The 16,523-nt window shown below is 47.1% G+C and carries 17 protein-coding genes; 3 read left to right on the forward strand and 14 right to left on the reverse strand.

Annotation, left to right across the window (positions count from 1 at the left end; all coding sequences use genetic code 11):
- Nucleotides 1–3: 3 nt before the first annotated feature.
- On the reverse strand, nt 4–693 hold the full coding sequence (locus ACFQS8_RS07935; protein ID WP_382166771.1) for a 2OG-Fe(II) oxygenase: 690 nt from the start codon (nt 691–693) through the stop codon (nt 4–6).
- A 171-nt stretch (nt 694–864) separates the two neighbouring features.
- Between ACFQS8_RS07935 and ACFQS8_RS07940 the strand changes: the two genes are divergently transcribed.
- Nucleotides 865–1,773, forward strand: coding sequence for an MBL fold metallo-hydrolase (locus tag ACFQS8_RS07940; RefSeq protein ID WP_382166773.1), 909 nt, complete (start codon nt 865–867; stop codon nt 1,771–1,773).
- A gap of 38 nt (nt 1,774–1,811) precedes the next feature.
- Here the strand turns inward: ACFQS8_RS07940 and ACFQS8_RS07945 are convergent, their stop codons facing one another.
- The 4 genes from ACFQS8_RS07945 to ACFQS8_RS07960 all read right to left on the reverse strand — a co-directional run bounded on the left by ACFQS8_RS07945 (nt 1,812) and on the right by ACFQS8_RS07960 (nt 3,246).
- Nucleotides 1,812–2,012, reverse strand: a complete 201-nt coding sequence (locus ACFQS8_RS07945) for a putative antibiotic biosynthesis monooxygenase (RefSeq protein WP_382166774.1) — start codon at nt 2,010–2,012, stop codon at nt 1,812–1,814.
- On the reverse strand, nt 2,002–2,451 hold the full coding sequence (locus tag ACFQS8_RS07950; protein ID WP_382166775.1) for a MarR family winged helix-turn-helix transcriptional regulator: 450 nt from the start codon (nt 2,449–2,451) through the stop codon (nt 2,002–2,004). Before ACFQS8_RS07950 ends, ACFQS8_RS07945 begins: the two co-directional genes overlap by 11 nt.
- Nucleotides 2,452–2,455: 4 nt before the next feature.
- On the reverse strand, nt 2,456–2,758 hold the full coding sequence (locus ACFQS8_RS07955; RefSeq protein WP_382166776.1) for a putative quinol monooxygenase: 303 nt from the start codon (nt 2,756–2,758) through the stop codon (nt 2,456–2,458).
- Nucleotides 2,759–2,838: 80 nt separating this feature from the next.
- Nucleotides 2,839–3,246: a thiol-disulfide oxidoreductase DCC family protein gene (locus tag ACFQS8_RS07960; protein ID WP_382166777.1), complete on the reverse strand. Its 408-nt coding sequence runs from the start codon at nt 3,244–3,246 to the stop codon at nt 2,839–2,841.
- A gap of 172 nt (nt 3,247–3,418) precedes the next feature.
- Between ACFQS8_RS07960 and ACFQS8_RS07965 the strand changes: the two genes are divergently transcribed.
- Nucleotides 3,419–4,567 (forward strand): zinc-binding dehydrogenase, encoded by a 1,149-nt coding sequence (locus tag ACFQS8_RS07965; protein ID WP_382166778.1) that lies wholly within the window; start codon nt 3,419–3,421, stop codon nt 4,565–4,567.
- A gap of 25 nt (nt 4,568–4,592) precedes the next feature.
- Here the strand turns inward: ACFQS8_RS07965 and ACFQS8_RS07970 are convergent, their stop codons facing one another.
- Both ACFQS8_RS07970 and ACFQS8_RS07975 read right to left on the reverse strand, forming a co-directional pair.
- A complete protein-coding gene (locus ACFQS8_RS07970; protein ID WP_382166779.1) occupies nt 4,593–6,620 on the reverse strand; it encodes a putative bifunctional diguanylate cyclase/phosphodiesterase in 2,028 nt (675 codons plus the stop codon).
- A 15-nt stretch (nt 6,621–6,635) separates the two neighbouring features.
- Nucleotides 6,636–7,868, reverse strand: coding sequence for an FIST signal transduction protein (locus ACFQS8_RS07975; RefSeq protein WP_382166780.1), 1,233 nt, complete (start codon nt 7,866–7,868; stop codon nt 6,636–6,638).
- Between the two features lie 631 nt (nt 7,869–8,499).
- Between ACFQS8_RS07975 and ACFQS8_RS07980 the strand changes: the two genes are divergently transcribed.
- A complete protein-coding gene (locus ACFQS8_RS07980; protein ID WP_382166781.1) occupies nt 8,500–9,090 on the forward strand; it encodes a lipocalin family protein in 591 nt (196 codons plus the stop codon).
- Between the two features lie 75 nt (nt 9,091–9,165).
- On the opposite strand, the gene leuB is transcribed toward ACFQS8_RS07980, so the two are convergent.
- From leuB to pbpC, 7 genes are all read right to left on the reverse strand, one after another.
- On the reverse strand, nt 9,166–10,239 hold the full coding sequence (gene leuB, locus ACFQS8_RS07985) for a 3-isopropylmalate dehydrogenase (RefSeq protein ID WP_382166782.1): 1,074 nt from the start codon (nt 10,237–10,239) through the stop codon (nt 9,166–9,168).
- 106 nt (nt 10,240–10,345) lie between these two features.
- Complete coding sequence (locus ACFQS8_RS07990) at nt 10,346–10,654, reverse strand: putative quinol monooxygenase (protein WP_382166783.1); 309 nt, start codon at nt 10,652–10,654, stop codon at nt 10,346–10,348.
- An 18-nt stretch (nt 10,655–10,672) separates the two neighbouring features.
- Nucleotides 10,673–10,972 carry a putative quinol monooxygenase gene (locus tag ACFQS8_RS07995; protein WP_382166784.1) on the reverse strand — a complete coding sequence of 100 codons (300 nt, stop codon included), beginning with the start codon at nt 10,970–10,972 and terminating at the stop codon, nt 10,673–10,675.
- Between the two features lie 3 nt (nt 10,973–10,975).
- On the reverse strand, nt 10,976–11,602 hold the full coding sequence (leuD, locus tag ACFQS8_RS08000; protein WP_382166785.1) for a 3-isopropylmalate dehydratase small subunit: 627 nt from the start codon (nt 11,600–11,602) through the stop codon (nt 10,976–10,978).
- 42 nt (nt 11,603–11,644) lie between these two features.
- A complete protein-coding gene (locus ACFQS8_RS08005; protein WP_382166786.1) occupies nt 11,645–12,499 on the reverse strand; it encodes a VOC family protein in 855 nt (284 codons plus the stop codon).
- 699 nt (nt 12,500–13,198) lie between these two features.
- Complete coding sequence (locus ACFQS8_RS08010) at nt 13,199–14,266, reverse strand: response regulator (RefSeq protein WP_382166787.1); 1,068 nt, start codon at nt 14,264–14,266, stop codon at nt 13,199–13,201.
- A gap of 180 nt (nt 14,267–14,446) precedes the next feature.
- Entirely contained in the window at nt 14,447–16,522 is a 2,076-nt protein-coding gene (gene pbpC, locus ACFQS8_RS08015; protein WP_382166788.1) for a penicillin-binding protein 1C, read from the reverse strand.
- Between the last annotated feature and the right edge of the window lies 1 nt (nt 16,523).

Below are 16,523 nucleotides of genomic sequence, written 5' to 3' on the forward strand. Positions count from 1 at the left end.
CACTCAAAGCCCATCCTCTACCACCTGCAATACAGGTGCTCCGAGTCGATCATTCACGCGGAACCATCCTGCAATAGAATATCGATCATTGCGCGCTTCGAGCACCTCATGGGGGACATCTTCAGATAGGAACAATACGAGCGACCCAGCCTCCGGCGGTATTGTCGCCAGCGGTTTAACATCATCCGTATCCGCATATATATTCAGCTCGCCACCATCTGCTTCTACCCAATCAGGGTTTAAGTAGAAAACTGTTGAAAGCACACGGTTTTTGGCACCCTTAAACGCATCGAAATGGCGGGCATAAAAACCACCCTTCTCATACACGGCATAATGCGCCTCATAGGCAAATAGCCCCATAAACAGCGCACGATTCACTTCTTGGCGCACGCCTTCCATTATGTTCAAATATTGGCTTTGCACGCTGTCTTGATGCCCCAACCAGCGGATTTTATCACGGCGCACGCTTGTATCCACAGTCAGATCACTTGCCCGACCAATGCCTGCACGCAGCAAAATATCTTCCTTGTGAAATCCCCGAACTTGCTCAAGAAGCGCACGGCTTAAATCCTTGGGCACAACATCATACGCCACCGCCCAATTTTCATCAGCAAGTTGCGCGATCCAGTTCCAAATAGGACCTTGAGTTATAAGCGTTTCTGTGGAGTTTGTGTCTAAAGTCGATTGCGTCACAACAGGGCATATCCAATCAATTGATCTTCGCTGCTATCACGTTTTCCAATTCCTAGCGATGGCTTATTTATCCAACATTTTTTTCGTAATGACATTATTGTCAGAACCTTACCTCTTGCCATTTATCAAGAGTTGAACACACTTTCTGCAAACATTTTTTGGGAGACATCCATGCGCCTATCAACACTCGCACTCGCCGCAACCTTGTTCGCGCCTTTCACAGCCCCAATCGCAATGGCTGAGGATGCGCCAACCGTTACCACAACGAATCTTGGAAATGGTATCTATGAGCTAAAAACGGATATGGCTGGAAATGTCGGTATCCTTATTGGCAATGAAGGCGTGTTTATGATCGACACCCAAATGGGGGATCTAACGCCATTGATTGACGATGCACAACGCGCTGTCTCGGGCGGGCAAGATGTTGAACTTATTCTCAACACACACCTTCATGGCGATCATGTTGGCGGCAATGCTTATTTTGCAAAGCAAGGTGCTGTTATTATGGCCCACCCCAATGTCCGCACAGCTATGATGGCACCGAAAAAATCTGCATTAACGGGCAACAAATCAAAGCCTTACCCGACACGCGCTTTGCCAACGGTCAACATTACCCCCGGCGACACCGTCACGATGAATGACCAAACAGCACACTTTTATCATGCCCCAGATGCGCACACTAATAGCGATATCTTCGTGCACTTTGAAGAAGCAAACATCATCCATGCAGGCGATCTTTTGTTTGCAAACCGCTTCCCTTTCATAGACCTTGATAATGGCGGCAGTGTGCAAGGCTATATTGACGGCATGAAAGCCATTTTAGAAGTCGCCAAGCCGGATACAAAAATCATTGCCGGCCACGGTCCCCTCTCTTCTGAAGCGACGCTGGAAGCTAGCATCAAAATGCTGACTGAAACTCACGCAATCATCAAAAACCTCGTCGACTCTGGTAAAACCCTAGAGCAAATCCAAAAGGCAAACCCACTCGCTGCCTACCATGATGATTGGAACTGGGGTTTCATCACCACGGAGCGCATGGTCTGGACCTTATACCGAGACATCACAGGCAAAACTGAATAAAGCCAACCCAAACGCTTCTTCGCAGTCTTGGGCCATTTTCAAGACTGCGGAGAAGAATGCCTTATCGCCCAAGGCACAATAATAAAGTAAATCGTCGGCACCATGATCGCAGTTAAAATCAAAGTCATGAGCGGCAATGGCAAACCAATATTAAGCCAACGAAACCCCATAAGCAAAAACGTTATCAGCGGATAAACACACATCCATATCAGTCCTAAACGCTTATATTTATAAGACATTTTCACCCTCCTGCATCATGTGATTTATCAATGCATGATAGCCAGGCAACACAGCATGCAATTTATCTTTGCCCATTTTCGTCAAGCACACATGCTTTAGCCTTTTGTCTTTTTCATCCCCCATAATCGTTATCAAACCTTGCGTTTCTAACCCTGAAAGCGTGCGCGTCATAACTGGTTTAGACACATCAATACGGGCAAGAATTTCCGTCATTGTAAGGCTGTCACGTGCAACTTCCCGATCAATCACGATCAAGATATGAAAACGCAATTGAGACAGTTCATAATCCGCAAAATACGCCTCGATTTCACGCTCTAAAAGACTAGCCCGCCGCATCAATACCAAACCCGCTTGAACAGCCTCGACATTCATCTGCTTATAGGTTTTCGCATAGGTCTCCAGCGTCGCTCTTGAGGGTAATTCCTTCAGGAAAAACATCCGCTCAACCTCCCACTTTTCTCATTTTGGAGATCACAGGCGCTTGAGCTAACCATTCTTGATAGGATGCAAAAACAGCCTTCGTGTAGTCTTGCTCGTAATGAAGAGCCAAAGCAGCTTCATCACACCACTCTTCGTACAAGAAAAAGCTCCCCGCCGCTTCTCCAATGCCTTCATGCATATGAAATTGAATACAGCCCTCTTCTTCATGGGTTGCTGGCAATATGCTTTCTAGCGCAGCCTTTGCTTGCGCATAAAACTCAGATTTTGGTGTAATTTTCGCGATTAAAAAAAGATGATCAGTCATATTAGCTCCAATTAGTTATCATGATAACTAATTGGATAACACATCAATATCAAGCCTTGACCTGCGCTGTATTTAAAAATCTATTCGATAATTTTCGCCTTCAACTCAGGAGACGGCATAGGACAAGCTTGGCGACCGAACCGATATCGATTTTGTGCGATCTGATCATATACCCAATTCATCACACCTCGCGGAAAGATATCGAGCACTTTTGCAATCTTCCAAGGCCAGCCCAATTGTGAGAAAGCAGCACTAAAAGCTTGCATTTTTATATGCGCTTTATCGCCTATAATGACGATGTTTGTTTCCATTAAATCAGGGTCTAAACCATGTTTGAGATATAGATCTCGCCCCATAGCAGAATGGGCTGTTACAAACTGGAAAACACCCGCTTTATCATGCTTTGTGATAAATTGAGCAAAGCCCGAACAAAAAACACATTTCCCATCAAATACAATAAGATATGTTTCTTCCCTATGCTCATGCATCGGCTTTTCCTAAGTCTTTGGGTCGTAAAGCAATCCCCGCATCCTATGTATAGAGAATGCTTCAAGAAGGTATCGCAAATTGATACCCCCCGCAACGAATAACTGGCAGGCGCGTTTATGCTGTGACACACATATCGCCCTTCCCCAATTAGACTAAATCGAGAGGTTCCCCATGAATACAGATACACACACTCTACCAGCGTCCTATCTGCAAATGCACTCGACAGTCACACAAGATGGCCAGCTACGTGTAGGCCTTGGCCAAATGCCAATCCCCACACCTAAAGACAACGAAGTTCTCATCCGCATCGAAGCTGCCCCTATCAACCCATCAGACCAAGCTGTTATGTTTGGCTGGGCCAGCATGCAAGAAGCAAAAACAACTGGCGAAGGTGCCAACACAGTCCTAACCGCCCCAGTATCACCCGAGGGCATGAAAGCGATGAAAGCCCGCATTGGCCAAGCTCTTCCCCTCGGCAATGAAGGCGCAGGAACAGTGGTCGCAGCGGGTTCAAGTGAATATGCGCAAAGCCTTATGGGTAAAACCGTCGCCGCACTCAGCGGCCAAATGTACGCCCAATATGTCGTCGTGGATGCTCATGCCTGTCTCCCTCTTCAAGACGGCCACACAGCAAAAGACGGTGCCTCAAGTTTTGTGAACCCACTAACCGCCCTTTCAATGGTCGAAACCATGCGCATGGAAGGTCACACAGCGCTCGTGCACACGGCTGCTGCATCCAACCTTGGTCAAATGCTCAATCGTATCTGCATTCAAGACGGCGTTGATCTGGTCAACATCGTGCGCAAGCAAGAGCAAGTTGATATTCTCAAAGACCTTGGCGCAAAATATATCGTCAATTCCAGCGATGATAATTTCATTGAAAACCTGACGGACGCCATACACGCGACAGGTGCAACAATCGCATTTGATGCCACAGGCGGCGGCACACTTGCCTCAAGCATTCTTACAGCGATGGAAGCCGCAGCAGCACGCACACCAGGCGCTTACAGCGTGTATGGCTCTATCAAACATAAGCAGGTTTATCTCTATGGCGGCTTGGACACATCCCCAACTATATTATCGCGCAGCTATGGCATGGCGTGGGGTGTGGGCGGATGGCTATTGCCCAACTTCCTTGCCAAAGCAGGTGAAGAGGTAAATACACGCCTGCGCACGCGCGTTGCAAAAGAATTGAAAACAACGTTTGCAAGCCGATACACTCAAGAGCTGACCTTGACCGAAGCGCTGCAAACATCCCATGTCAGCGATTATATAAGCAAAGCAACAGGTGAGAAATTCCTCCTCACCCCGCATAAATAAGCGATAACACGCGCGAGTTAGACCACTAGCTCGCGCGCTCTCCCCATTTAGGGTCTGATTGCTTTGATGGAGCGGATAATTGCCGGTGCCTCTTCCACGCTTTGGCACATCCCCCCATAGAAAACGCATCTGGGTGTGGTGCCAAACGATATTTCCCAGCACGACACCAGCTAGTTTGCGCAATTTCAATAAGCTCTTGAGCCAAGACTGGGCGTGAGAAATAAAACCCTTGCCCTGTTTGAATTGTTGATTGCTCTTGCAAATATCTAAGCTCGTCTGCCGTTTCAATGCCTTCAGCTACAAGCGGCAATTCCATCGCCTGCGCCATATGCTCAATAGCAGACAAAATTTTCTGATTTAGCGGCGTGTTATGAATGTCTGAAATGAAGGAGCGATCTACCTTCAATTCATCCACTTCAAGCTGTGTCATTGCAGCAATCGAAGAATACCCCGTACCAAAGTCATCAATTGAAACCTTGATCTTGCTCGCCTTTAGAAGTGGCTTCACGAGCTTCTTAAAGTGCGCAGTCGTCACCATCACATCTTCGGTAATCTCAAGCATTATCCGGCGATTACATCCAGCCGCCACAATGCGTGCAATGAAGGTCTTCATAAAGTCGATATCATTGGCTTGAGCGCCTGCGATATTTAAAGCAATCAGTGTTTTATCACCAAAAACAGGGTCGAGAATTTCAAAAGCCTCAATACATGCTTCCAACACGAAACGACTAATCTCATCTAGCAGACCTAGCTCCGTCGCCAGCTCGATAAAGCTGCCAGGCGCATGAATTTCACCATGTTCATCCTGCCACCGTACAAGCGCTTCAAAACTACAAATACGTCCAGTTTTCAAACACACCTTGGGCTGGAACATACACAAAAATTGCTTCTCACGTATCGCTTTGCGCAGACGTGTTTCCAATTCCATTTTGACGCTTTGCGCTTCTGCCATTTGATTGTTGAAATATACTGGACATGTTTTCGCCGCTTGCTTTGCGCGATACATCGCATTGTCGGCATTACGTCTCAAAGTCTCATAATCGGTGCCGTGTTCAGGGAAAAAGCTCACTCCCACTGACGCGCTTGTCTCAATATTGTGCCCGCCAATATGGTAAGTCTCGGCCACAATATGGGTGATGCGTTCAATCAATTGGCAAAAATCGTCACGATCCTTCAGGTCCTCGACCAGTAGAATAAACTCGTCTCCGCTCAAGCGCCCAACCGTATCACAATCACGCACGACTTCACCGATACGATTGGCAAATTCTTGCAGCAAAATATCGCCAATTTCATGCCCGTAATAATCATTGATGCGCTTAAACTTATTCACATCAAAAAAGGCAATTCCAAGCGGCTTATCCTTAGACCTATTCTTAAGCGCACTCTCTACCTTCTGCTGTATAAGCGCGCGGTTTGCTTTGCCGGTCAGTTCATCAAAGAACGCACGATATTCTAATTCTTGCGTCAATTCTTGTAGGCGCGTATTTTCTTCTTCGCGTAGATTGCGGTCACGAATGGAAATAGCGTGCGATGCAAGCAGCGCAAATTTCTGACCTAAATGCACATCATTACGATCAAACTCAGCCCCTTCGCGATCGCGCGTTAGCACAAGTGCGCCTTGCCCGTCTGACACTTTGATCGGGATGAACAAGGCGGGAAAAGCATCCACCTCATCTTCGGGAATATTTTTCGCGTCATCCGCAGATACGAGAACAGAATTGGACCGATAAATCTTCGTCGCAATCGTGCGTCGCTTAATATAACGTCTCCAAACACCTATATTCTGAGCATAATCAGATGGAACATGCCCGCCTTCATATGCCGTGCATATCAGCTTATCTTCCGACTGCAATAAAGCAAAAGCGTGCTTGTAATCATATACCTGACGTAGAGACTGAAACGTCACCTCAAACGGGTCCGTATTACGCCCCACAGTCAGCAATGTATCCAAGCCAGCAAGCAGCAATTTACCATGCGTTGCAGACACGCGAAGATTAGCATTCTCCGCCTGCAACTCTAATAATAAATCACGTAATTGCTCTTTACTTTGCATAGGTATGTTCCGCTCCTACGCTTCAAAGACGATCGCGGAAATCATTAGATTTCCATGACTATTTTTACCCATCATCGGGCCTTGCTCACCAAAGGTGAAACACGAAATCAACGGCGCATCGCCAATCCACTCTTGGACAACACCTGGTGCAGCAGATAAATGCTCCCCCACCGCCATGCGGCACCCACCACAAAACACCATTATAGCGCCTGCGGGTTCAGCTCCATAAAGTTGATCTTTCGCTAATTTCACAACACGGCCCGCGCGCTCAATAATCTGGTTTGGATCACCGCGCATACAATATAGCTCTGCATTCAAATCAATGCTGGCAAAAGTCGTCAAACCTCCGTCCTCGCGCACAGATTCAGGGTGGATGAGCAGATATTGATCTATTCCGTCAGAGCATCCAGCAAGCGTTGCTATAGGCGCAAGATTTGTTTCAGATAGAATAACCCCGCCCGCTTCTAGCTTGTCGCTGATCGCGCCATTCGTCCATTCATTATAAACTTCTGCGGCAGGTCGGTTATTGATTTCTAATATCGCCCGGCTGCGTGGTTCAGCACCAGCAACCCGCGTGACACGGCCCATTTGCCCTTTATTTTGCTCTTCAATACGCGTCACATAACCCACATGACCATTGGGCTCATATCCGCCCTGATAGGCAAAACCAATTGCAGTTGAAGGGAAAAACACAGCTACGACAACACCATTCTGCATTGTCATTTCATTATCAAATAGAGACCACTTGCCCGACACATCATTGTCAGCCGCGCTTCCGCCCACTATCGGACACCGCTCGCCTACAACTCGGTTTAACCCTTCCAGCACCTGATCTTCAAAGCCGGGTGCTTGATAAACCCAAACCAACTCTGGCAGTTGATCTAAACAATCTGCGCGTTCAAGCGCCTGCTTAAGTGCAGCTTCAGCCGCTGCGGCAGGATCATCTCCATACTCGGCAGCTCCAACGCCATAATCTCCAGTGTCATCCTCAATGAGATATACGCCCAAAGAGTTTGAACCTCTTACAGCCGCACTATCCATAACGCCATTGTGAGAACTTCCGCCTAAAATTGCCGCATCCCCTAACATCTCTCCCAAGGAAGAGCGGATAAGGTCTGCATCGTGCTCAAAACCATAAAACGCAAAAGCAAGTTGAGCATTTCGGCTTGATTGAGATAATTTTAGCCTGAGCTCATTCAATGCGTCTGCTGTGCTCGGGTTTTCTGAAAAAATATATTCATTTTTCATGGGGGCTATGATCCCAACCTAGTAATTTAACGTATCATATAATTGCTACCCATAGCTGTAACAAATAAAGGCTAACAATATGCCAAATCGAGTTAACCATTCGACATATTCGCTTAACTCTTTAGCAACCAAGAAATATTGTTTCGAAAAAGCCATTCACTTGTAGGATAAATATTCTTCCATCCTCTGCCCTCAAAAAACGTGCATACTCAACGTCATACAGTCTAAGGGGCGGCTCGCGACCATCACGCTAGGACTGTGTATAGAATATGATTGTACACGGAACATAATCTCATCGCGCTTGCCTTTGTGTCTATGGCAAAGCAAATCGCGTAAGGTTATCAACCAAAAATGGTCTTATTCTATGGGAGGCGCGCTTATTTGCGGCCTAGAATTTGACGACCCGCCAGTTTCGGCTGGCACTTTTTGCCAATAATAAGTGCGCTTCCTAGCCCCACTTATACCAGTAAAAATGATATTTTATCTCTAGCTCACACGCCCCTCATCTCATGTTGCGGCGCTAAAAGCACAGGCACAGCCCTATCATTGTCTCCATTAATTCGACTTTAGAATTAAAACTTTTCAGCCATTCATGCGTATATAATACAACACGAATATATGGGGTAACGATATGGCACGCCTTCCAACACTACTAACCATCAGCGCATTCATGGGTTTCGCTGCTTGTAGCAGTCAAGCAGCCTACCGCACCGACCCTGTAGACCCGCCCACAGTCGCTCAAGTTGATTTAGAACGCTATTCCGGCCTCTGGTATGAGATCGCCCGCTATCCCAATGGCTTCCAAAAGCAATGTGAAGGCGTCACCGCTGAATACTCCCTTAGAGAAGATGGTAAGGTGAATGTCACCAATACATGTCACCTTGGGGATGAACGCTCTGCCACGGCGATTGCGCGTGTTGTTCCCAATTCGGGCAACTCAAAGCTTGAAGTAAAATTTGCGCCTAAATGGGTACCCTTTGCATGGGGAGATTATTGGATACTCCACCTTGAAGACGATTACTCAGCCGCATTGGTAGGGAGTCCAGATGGCAAATATCTATGGATTCTCGCCCGTACCCCCGTCATCAATGATGCGCTCATGGACAAAATCAAACAGCGCGCAGAAGAGTTGGGCTATGCTATTGCCCCTCTAAAAATGACCACGCATATGGGAGCCAGCCCAGAAGGCCCTGCAAAATCTCTCCCGCCCTCAGAGCAATAAGTGCGCCTTATCCATGGATAAATAAAAACGCTGTCCCAAATTTGAGGCGGCGTTTTCTGTCTTAAAACAAAGTCTTTAAAGCGCGGCGATAATCGCATCACCCATTTGAGATGTACTCATGCTACCGCCAAGGTCAGCCGTGCGCGCGCCATCTTCCAGCGCCTTGCCCACAGCATTCCAAATACGATCAGCCGCATCCGCGCGATCAAGTGACCAACGCAGCGCCATTTCAGCAGACAAAATCGCTGCACAAGGGTTTGCCAATCCTTTACCCGCAATATCAGGCGCTGACCCGTGCACCGGCTCATACAATCCCGGCGTACCCGGCTCACCCAATGCGGCAGACGGCAACATACCAATTGACCCTGTTAATTGGCTGGCTTCATCGGAAAGAATGTCACCAAACAAATTATCCGCAAGAATGACGTTCACATCTTTAGGTTTCTTCACAAGCTGCATCGCCATTGCATCCGCAAGAATGTGATCCAATGGCTCATTCGCAAATTCTTCTTGGTGCAGCTTAATCACCTCTTCGCGCCACAACACACCCGATTCCATCACATTGGATTTGTCCGTAGACGTTACACCCGGATATAGCCCGCCCTTGCCTTTGCGGCCTTTGGCAATCTCAAAAGCCACACGCGCGACACGGCGCACTTCAGAGCTTGTATAGCACGCATTATCATAGCCCTTGCGTTCGCCATTGCCCAAATCATCAATGCCGCGTGGCTCACCAAAATACACACCTGAAGTCAGCTCACGCACGATCATAATGTCGAGCCCTTCGACAAACTCACGTTTCAAGCTAGAAGCATCTGCAAGTGCTGGAAAACAAAACGCCGGACGCAGATTGGCATATACATCCAGCTCTTTACGTAACTTCAAAAGTCCCATTTCTGGGCGTAAATGACGCGCAACACCTGCCCATTTAGGGCCTCCCACTGCACCCATCAAAATAGCATCTGATTGGCGCGCTTGGTTCAACACCTCATCTGTAAGCGGTAGGCCGTGCTCATCATAGGAAGCGCCCCCAAATAGCGCTTCTGAGAATTTCAAATCCGGTGCCACAACATCCAGAACACGACGTGCCTGCTCGGTAACTTCTGGTCCAATTCCATCACCAGGGAGAAGTAAAAATGTTTGTGTCATGGGGTCATGCTTTCGTTTTTTAAATCAGGGCTATTTTGTCAATTAAGGTCGCTTACTAGCCCGCGCTGCTTTGCGCAATATTTACAGGCTAAATCGCATTCAGATACTAAAAGCTCTCTTCTTCAGCTTCATACAGATTGGCGCTTCGCCCCACCACGCCCAATTTAGGCCAAGTGCTGCGCCATTCCTCCATATGCTTTATCTCAAAATGGGCCTGCAATGCCTCTCGGCTTTCCCATTTTTCTATAAAGTGGACAAGGCTTTCATCCAACAGATCGAATGCATAACTGTATAATATACAGCCCGCTTCTGCTCTGCTTTTCTCTACCATTGTCTGCATAGCGTTGCGGGCAGCTTCTCGATTTTCAATCGGCAAATTAAATGTGCCTGCGACGACGATTATCTTCTTAGTCATATTAGATCTCTGCACGCTCTATCTAGGTGTCGGCGTAATGTTTTCATAATAGCGCACATCTCGCGCTTCTACGCCCAAAGCATAAAGTTGCTTTTTAAATGCAATTGTATGCTCTGCCTGCTGGTGGGCTTGAAACGCTGCCTCATCCACAAAACGTTCTCGAATATTGAGCACGTCCCCATCGCAAATATCTTGAGAGAAGGAAAACTCAAGACACCCCGCCTCTTCATTGCACGCCTTCACGAAAGCTACGAACATTGGTCTGGAGGCTTCAAACTTTCCAGCCTTTAGGCGCAAACTTCCCTCAAGCAAAAGCATTCTCTAAGCTTTTTCCAACCAAGGCGTCACAAGTTTGCGTTTGTGCTCATAAGCTTCAATAGCGCTGTCATGGGTCATAGTTTCGCCAATCTCATCCAACCCTTTTACAAGGTTTGTTTTGCGGCCCTGATCAATATCAAAATCTATTTCTGTTCCGTCTGGCGCAGTAATTTTTTGGGTCGGCAAATCAATTGTGAAAATGTGATTGCCCCCACCAGCTTGTCCGGCAAGCTTGTCACATACATCCTGCGGCAACGCGATTGGAAGAATACCGTTTTTAAAACAGTTATTGAAAAAAATGTCCGCAAAAGACGGCGCAATCACACACCGAATCCCCTGATCCAAAATCGCCCAAGGCGCATGTTCACGTGAAGAACCACACCCAAAATTATCACCCGCTATCAAAACAGATGCATTTTCATAAGCGGGTTTATTCAAAACAAAATCAGGGTTTGGCGTACCATCTTCATTGGTTTTCATTTCGTGGAATAAACCCACTTTCAAACCTTCACGCGTCACCGTTTTCAGAAACTGTTTTGGGATAATCATATCCGTATCGACATTGGCCAATAACGCCCCGCCAGATTTTAGGGGAGCCGCTACACCGCGCAGAGTCGTAAATGGGGTCATAAATTGCCTCAACAGTTCAAAAACACTACCTTTCCAACAATCCTATTGCGTAGGCTGCTGGATAAACAAAGTAGGTGTATTGCACGTTCTATCCAGAACAGTGAAGACTAGAGACCCGTTTTTTCTGCCAGAGCGAATATCTGTCACACGGAAACCAGCTTTTTTAACGCGTTCATGCGCCGCTTTTATATCTTTTACAGACCAACTCACGCCCCAAAGAGTATCATCAGAATCATTATCAGCTTCAACACCGATGCGACTGACAACCTCAAGGGTTGCAGCCCCTACGCGAAAGAACTGGAAGTGGGAAGCAAGGTCAGGTCTCTCAAGGTCCAGACGCAGTTCAGCCCCTAAGCGGGCACCATACAGGGCAGCAGCACGATCAGCATTTGGGCTATTTATCACCACATGATCTAGCGAAGAGACACAATCATCTCCACACGCACGTGGCAAGATATCCCCGCCCTCACCATTTTCTATAATGAAATGACGCACCCCCTGCGTGCGCTGCGTATCCAGTCTTATACGTCGCCAGATTCGCTGTTTGCCGCTTTGAATATCCTCACTCTTCCCCTCAGAAATATCTGATGGAAAAAGCCCTAACCGCATATATTTGTTATGAATTTCTTCAATATCAGCGCACGAAAAAGCAATACTGGAAAGCCCTTCATTTCCCGCCTGCACCATAGCTTGAAGCTTCGCCCCGACTGGCCCCTCTCCATGCGGACCAAACAGCTCTACCGCCATATTATCCACACGAAATAAGACAGTCGCCGTACCTGCTGTATTATCTATGGCATGCCAATCAGGTTCACGCCCTAAAAGCGCGCTATAATCTGCTTTTGCTGCTTCTAAATTACCGCAAACAAACACAAGATGATCTATTCCATCAATCATACGCTACACATCATCACTTCCACTACATTCACCGACTTTGTGCAAGAAATTGCAAATAATGAAAAGGAGAAATTCGCTCAGCGCGACAATTAGCAAGGACTAGAAATGGCAACGCCGCTCCCTGGTAAACCAGAAAGCGGCGCGCCTAGCTCGAAAATTGCCAGCTGGGTTGGGGGGGACGCAGGCAAATCCGAACTAATCTGTAATCCTGACAATATCGCTCACAGGATAGGTAATCAGGATAATCTTAGAAATCTTATTTAAAGGTTACAATGCGATGCACATGAATCAAAATCATGTTAACTATCAAATCATTACCTTCGCGCCATGTCATCAGCATCGATGTACAAAAAAGCGAGACGATGAGTAAATACAGATTATTTTTTATAAATCAACTACAAAACGCATTTTTATTTACATTACGATAAATAAACATGCTGATTCCCGAAATTTTCAACTTAAACAAGTATCCAGATATTTTGACTTGCAAAGAAAATCACTTGGGAAAAGAGATATAATATCAACGTTGTACAATACAATATATCTAACGTAGAAAATATCGCCACCGCAAAAATTTTCCACACACGAACTTTGCATTAAAAATGCGTAATGAGGAAAAGTTTACCTAAGGTAAGAGTGTTTTTTAGATGCATAATCCTGCAAAAACCACAAACCTTAAAATAAAAAACCGTACCGTTTTTACAAATAAACACTCAATAATTGTTGGCGTTCTTCCGTACTCAATCGGACTTGTTTAGGCGACAACATCAACAATAAAGCTCCCAATTGCATGGAAGAAAGCGCATCAAGCCCTACACCTAGAGAAGGTTTAGCATCTGGGAACAATATATCAGAGGACGGCAATACACGACGGCTCATATGCACACGGATAACACTTGCCCCAGTCTCGTCTGCCTTCTCGCCCTGCATCCAAACCCCATCTTTGGCCACACAGCACCGCAATACGCCTTCAAGCAAATGCTGCACCCCTAGCTGCACAAGTGCATCTGAGCCAATATGGCGAAAGCCGGCTTCTTCCCAATCAACCCTTAAATTAATATCACGGGTTTGCGCAAGTCTTTGAATACGCAGCAAAGATTGCTGAATTAATGCATGAAGAGAACTGCCAGTTTGAGCCGTCAAATCATCTTGCGTGTACTGAGAAATCGCTTGTATTGTCTCGCGCATATGATCAACGAATTGGCTAGATCCAGCCTTCCCCGTCTCTCGCATCACCTCTCCCAGCGTACTCAGACCCGATTCAAGATAGGCTAGAGGCGCTCTTAGAGCTGCAAAATTTCGTTCCAGACTTACGCTTTCAATGGACTTTCCAGCCTGCCGATCAGCACTTCGCCTGTCCCCTTTGCGGCGATCCTTCCCCTTGTGGCTATACCCACCAGACTTACCCCGCGCTTTCGCATTCAGTGCAATTTGACGTATCAGCCCTTCTGAAAGGTCAGCTTTGTCTATGACCGCTTCCGCCCCCGCTTCAAACGCTTGATCCCGTAAACGAGCGGTATCTCCATTCGTCATAAATACTATTGGCGCTGAACAAAGCGCCTTAAGCTCTTTTACATCATCTTGAATGGATACAGAATCAGGCCGCCTCACATCCACCAGCAGAAGGTCTATGTGTTTATCCCCGATATCAGCTTTAAATTGGTCGACACTCGCACTCGCATTAATGGAGACATTCATCGCATTTTCAAACATGAGTTGTACGAACTCAGTATAGACCGCATCATCTTCTACCAGTTGGATAATCAACTACTATCCTCCCAACAACACGGCCATTTAAATGCTACTCCAAATGTTTGAATGATTTGGATAAAAAATTCAAAACTCAATATCCCTATTCATTCCAGTCATACGCCTTCATTTAAAGATAGGGATATTCGACAGTTACACATAGCTTTTTTCGGAGATGATTGGAATTTATGCACACTTTTATTGCGCGTGTTGTGTAATTCTAACAGTTGAAGAGCGACTTTCCCCGCGTTTATCTACCACTTCCAAAGTATAAAACCCTTCTTCTTTTGGTGTCCAAACAGTGTCCCCATAGGTATTTACAGGAATGGGGCTACCTTCCACATACCATCTTAATTGCCCTTCACCGCGCGCAGAAAGCGTAAATCCACGCCCCACTTCATCCTGCCAAATCTCGCTATTATCAGGCGGAAACAAAATTTCTGGCGGCTGGTGCTGATCTTCAAAATTAGCCAGTGTAAAAGGAGCACTCCCTGTCATTTCGGCATCACTTACCGGCATATGTTCTTGACGTCGGCGCAACGTCAAACTTGCGATATCGAATGCATCAAACAAAATTGGGAGAGCTGCTTCACGTCCCGTCGCCCCCGTGCGCGGTGCCCCATCAGCACGCCCCACCCAGACAACAATAGCTAAACCATTTGAAACACCAGCCGCCCATGCATCACGAAATCCGTAAGAAGTTCCTGTTTTAAAAGCAATTTGTGGCGCACCTTTTGTCAATGCTGATGGCATACGTCCTTGCGGTGTGGGTGCAGATTTCAAAATATTGATAACTTTTTCAGCCGCTTGCGAAGATAAAAACCGTGTTTGCGTCTCCCCTTCACGCACTTGCGTAGTCGTATCTGCTTCAATCCAGTTTAGCGGTTTAGCTACGCCGCCCCCACCAAGCGCTGCATATAATAGCGCCATATCGCGCACTGTTAGCCCCACACCACCAAGGGCGAGCGCCAAGCCAGCGTCACTATCAGCGCGTTGGGGCAATTGCGGAACAGCCCCAGCAAACCCCAAGCTAGCCGCAAAACGCGATGGCCCTATCGCCTCCAGAGTTTGCACAGCCGGCACATTCAATGAATGCTGCAGAGCCTCAGAAATAGTCACATCCCCGCGAAATGTGCGGTCAAAATTCTCTGGTTGATAGGACTTAAACCGCTTGGGAAGGTCCGAAATTTGAGTGGAAGGCGCAGCTAATCCTTCATCAAACGCCATTGCATATATAAAGGGTTTGAGCGTGGAACCGGGCGATCTATGCCTGTTTGTAAGATCTAACCACCCTCCAGCACGATTACGCTCAGCTGACCCTATAGATGCCAATACATTGCGTGTCTTAATATCAACAACGATAGCCGAAATCTGTGTTTTTTCACCAAGTTCAGAAACCGCTTCCCGCGCCATATCTTCAAGGCGTGTTTGTAAACGAATATCCAAAAACGTATGAATATCAGGCTGCAAGGCGGATGCACGACGTTGTGCCTCTTCCGAAGCCTGCCATGCAAAGCTGGGAAAATCACGTCGCTTTGGTGCCTGTGTTTGAGCAGCTTCCACTGCGCGTTCTGCGGTGATAATTCGTTTGGTGACGAGGCGCTTCAATACCCGCTCCCGCGCACGAATAGCTGCGTTGGGCCGTAAATCTGGTCGCCGCGCCTCTGGCGATTGGGGCAAAGCAATCAGCAAGGCAATCTCATCAGGCGTCAGCACATTGGGTTCACGCCCTAAATACGCCCAACTTGCCGACCGCACGCCTTCTATATTCCCCCCATAGGGAGCTAAGGTAAGATAGAGCTCTAATATCTCTCGTTTGCTCAACCGCATTTCCAATTGTAGCGCGCGGATAGCTTGTTGGATCTTGGCTGAAAAATTACGCTGCTTTGGTTCCAATAAACGTGCAGTTTGCATCGTGATAGTAGAACCACCAGACACAACGCGCCCTGCTTTCACCAAGCTCAAGCTCGCACGTGTAATGGCTTGGAAATCAACACCAATATGCCGATAGAAACGCTCATCTTCATACGCGAGCAGCGCATCTATGAACGCAGGATCTATCTTATCCAGATCAGCCTTCAGCCGCCAACGACCGTCCTTTAGCGGAAACGCCCGCAAAGGCTGCTCATTATGGTCCAACACAACTTGAGAAATCTGATACGCCTTCGCTAAAGGCGGTGGAAACGCTAAATCAGCCAAGCCAATAAGCGTGATACCTCCTAAGAGCGCACAAAACGCTCTTAGGAGGTTGGACTTTATGCGTTGCATCCACATG

It is taken from the genome of Hirschia litorea, assembly GCF_042665075.1.
GTDB classification, from domain to species: Bacteria; Pseudomonadota; Alphaproteobacteria; order Caulobacterales; family Hyphomonadaceae; genus Hirschia; species Hirschia litorea.

Bases quoted from the DNA above. Each gene is read 5' to 3' on its own strand.
- ACFQS8_RS07940 (WP_382166773.1), top strand. From the start codon at position 865: ATGCGCCTATCAACACTCGCACTCGCCGCAACCTTGTTCGCGCCTTTC.
- ACFQS8_RS07945 (WP_382166774.1), bottom strand. From the start codon at position 2,012: ATGTCTTATAAATATAAGCGTTTAGGACTGATATGGATGTGTGTTTAT.
- ACFQS8_RS07950 (WP_382166775.1), bottom strand. From the start codon at position 2,451: ATGTTTTTCCTGAAGGAATTACCCTCAAGAGCGACGCTGGAGACCTAT.
- ACFQS8_RS07955 (WP_382166776.1), bottom strand. From the start codon at position 2,758: ATGACTGATCATCTTTTTTTAATCGCGAAAATTACACCAAAATCTGAG.
- ACFQS8_RS07960 (WP_382166777.1), bottom strand. From the start codon at position 3,246: ATGCATGAGCATAGGGAAGAAACATATCTTATTGTATTTGATGGGAAA.
- ACFQS8_RS07965 (WP_382166778.1), top strand. From the start codon at position 3,419: ATGAATACAGATACACACACTCTACCAGCGTCCTATCTGCAAATGCAC.
- ACFQS8_RS07970 (WP_382166779.1), bottom strand. From the start codon at position 6,620: ATGCAAAGTAAAGAGCAATTACGTGATTTATTATTAGAGTTGCAGGCG.
- ACFQS8_RS07975 (WP_382166780.1), bottom strand. From the start codon at position 7,868: ATGAAAAATGAATATATTTTTTCAGAAAACCCGAGCACAGCAGACGCA.
- ACFQS8_RS07980 (WP_382166781.1), top strand. From the start codon at position 8,500: ATGGCACGCCTTCCAACACTACTAACCATCAGCGCATTCATGGGTTTC.
- leuB (WP_382166782.1), bottom strand. From the start codon at position 10,239: ATGACACAAACATTTTTACTTCTCCCTGGTGATGGAATTGGACCAGAA.
- ACFQS8_RS07990 (WP_382166783.1), bottom strand. From the start codon at position 10,654: ATGACTAAGAAGATAATCGTCGTCGCAGGCACATTTAATTTGCCGATT.
- ACFQS8_RS07995 (WP_382166784.1), bottom strand. From the start codon at position 10,972: ATGCTTTTGCTTGAGGGAAGTTTGCGCCTAAAGGCTGGAAAGTTTGAA.
- leuD (WP_382166785.1), bottom strand. From the start codon at position 11,602: ATGACCCCATTTACGACTCTGCGCGGTGTAGCGGCTCCCCTAAAATCT.
- ACFQS8_RS08005 (WP_382166786.1), bottom strand. From the start codon at position 12,499: ATGATTGATGGAATAGATCATCTTGTGTTTGTTTGCGGTAATTTAGAA.
- pbpC (WP_382166788.1), bottom strand. From the start codon at position 16,522: ATGTGGATGCAACGCATAAAGTCCAACCTCCTAAGAGCGTTTTGTGCG.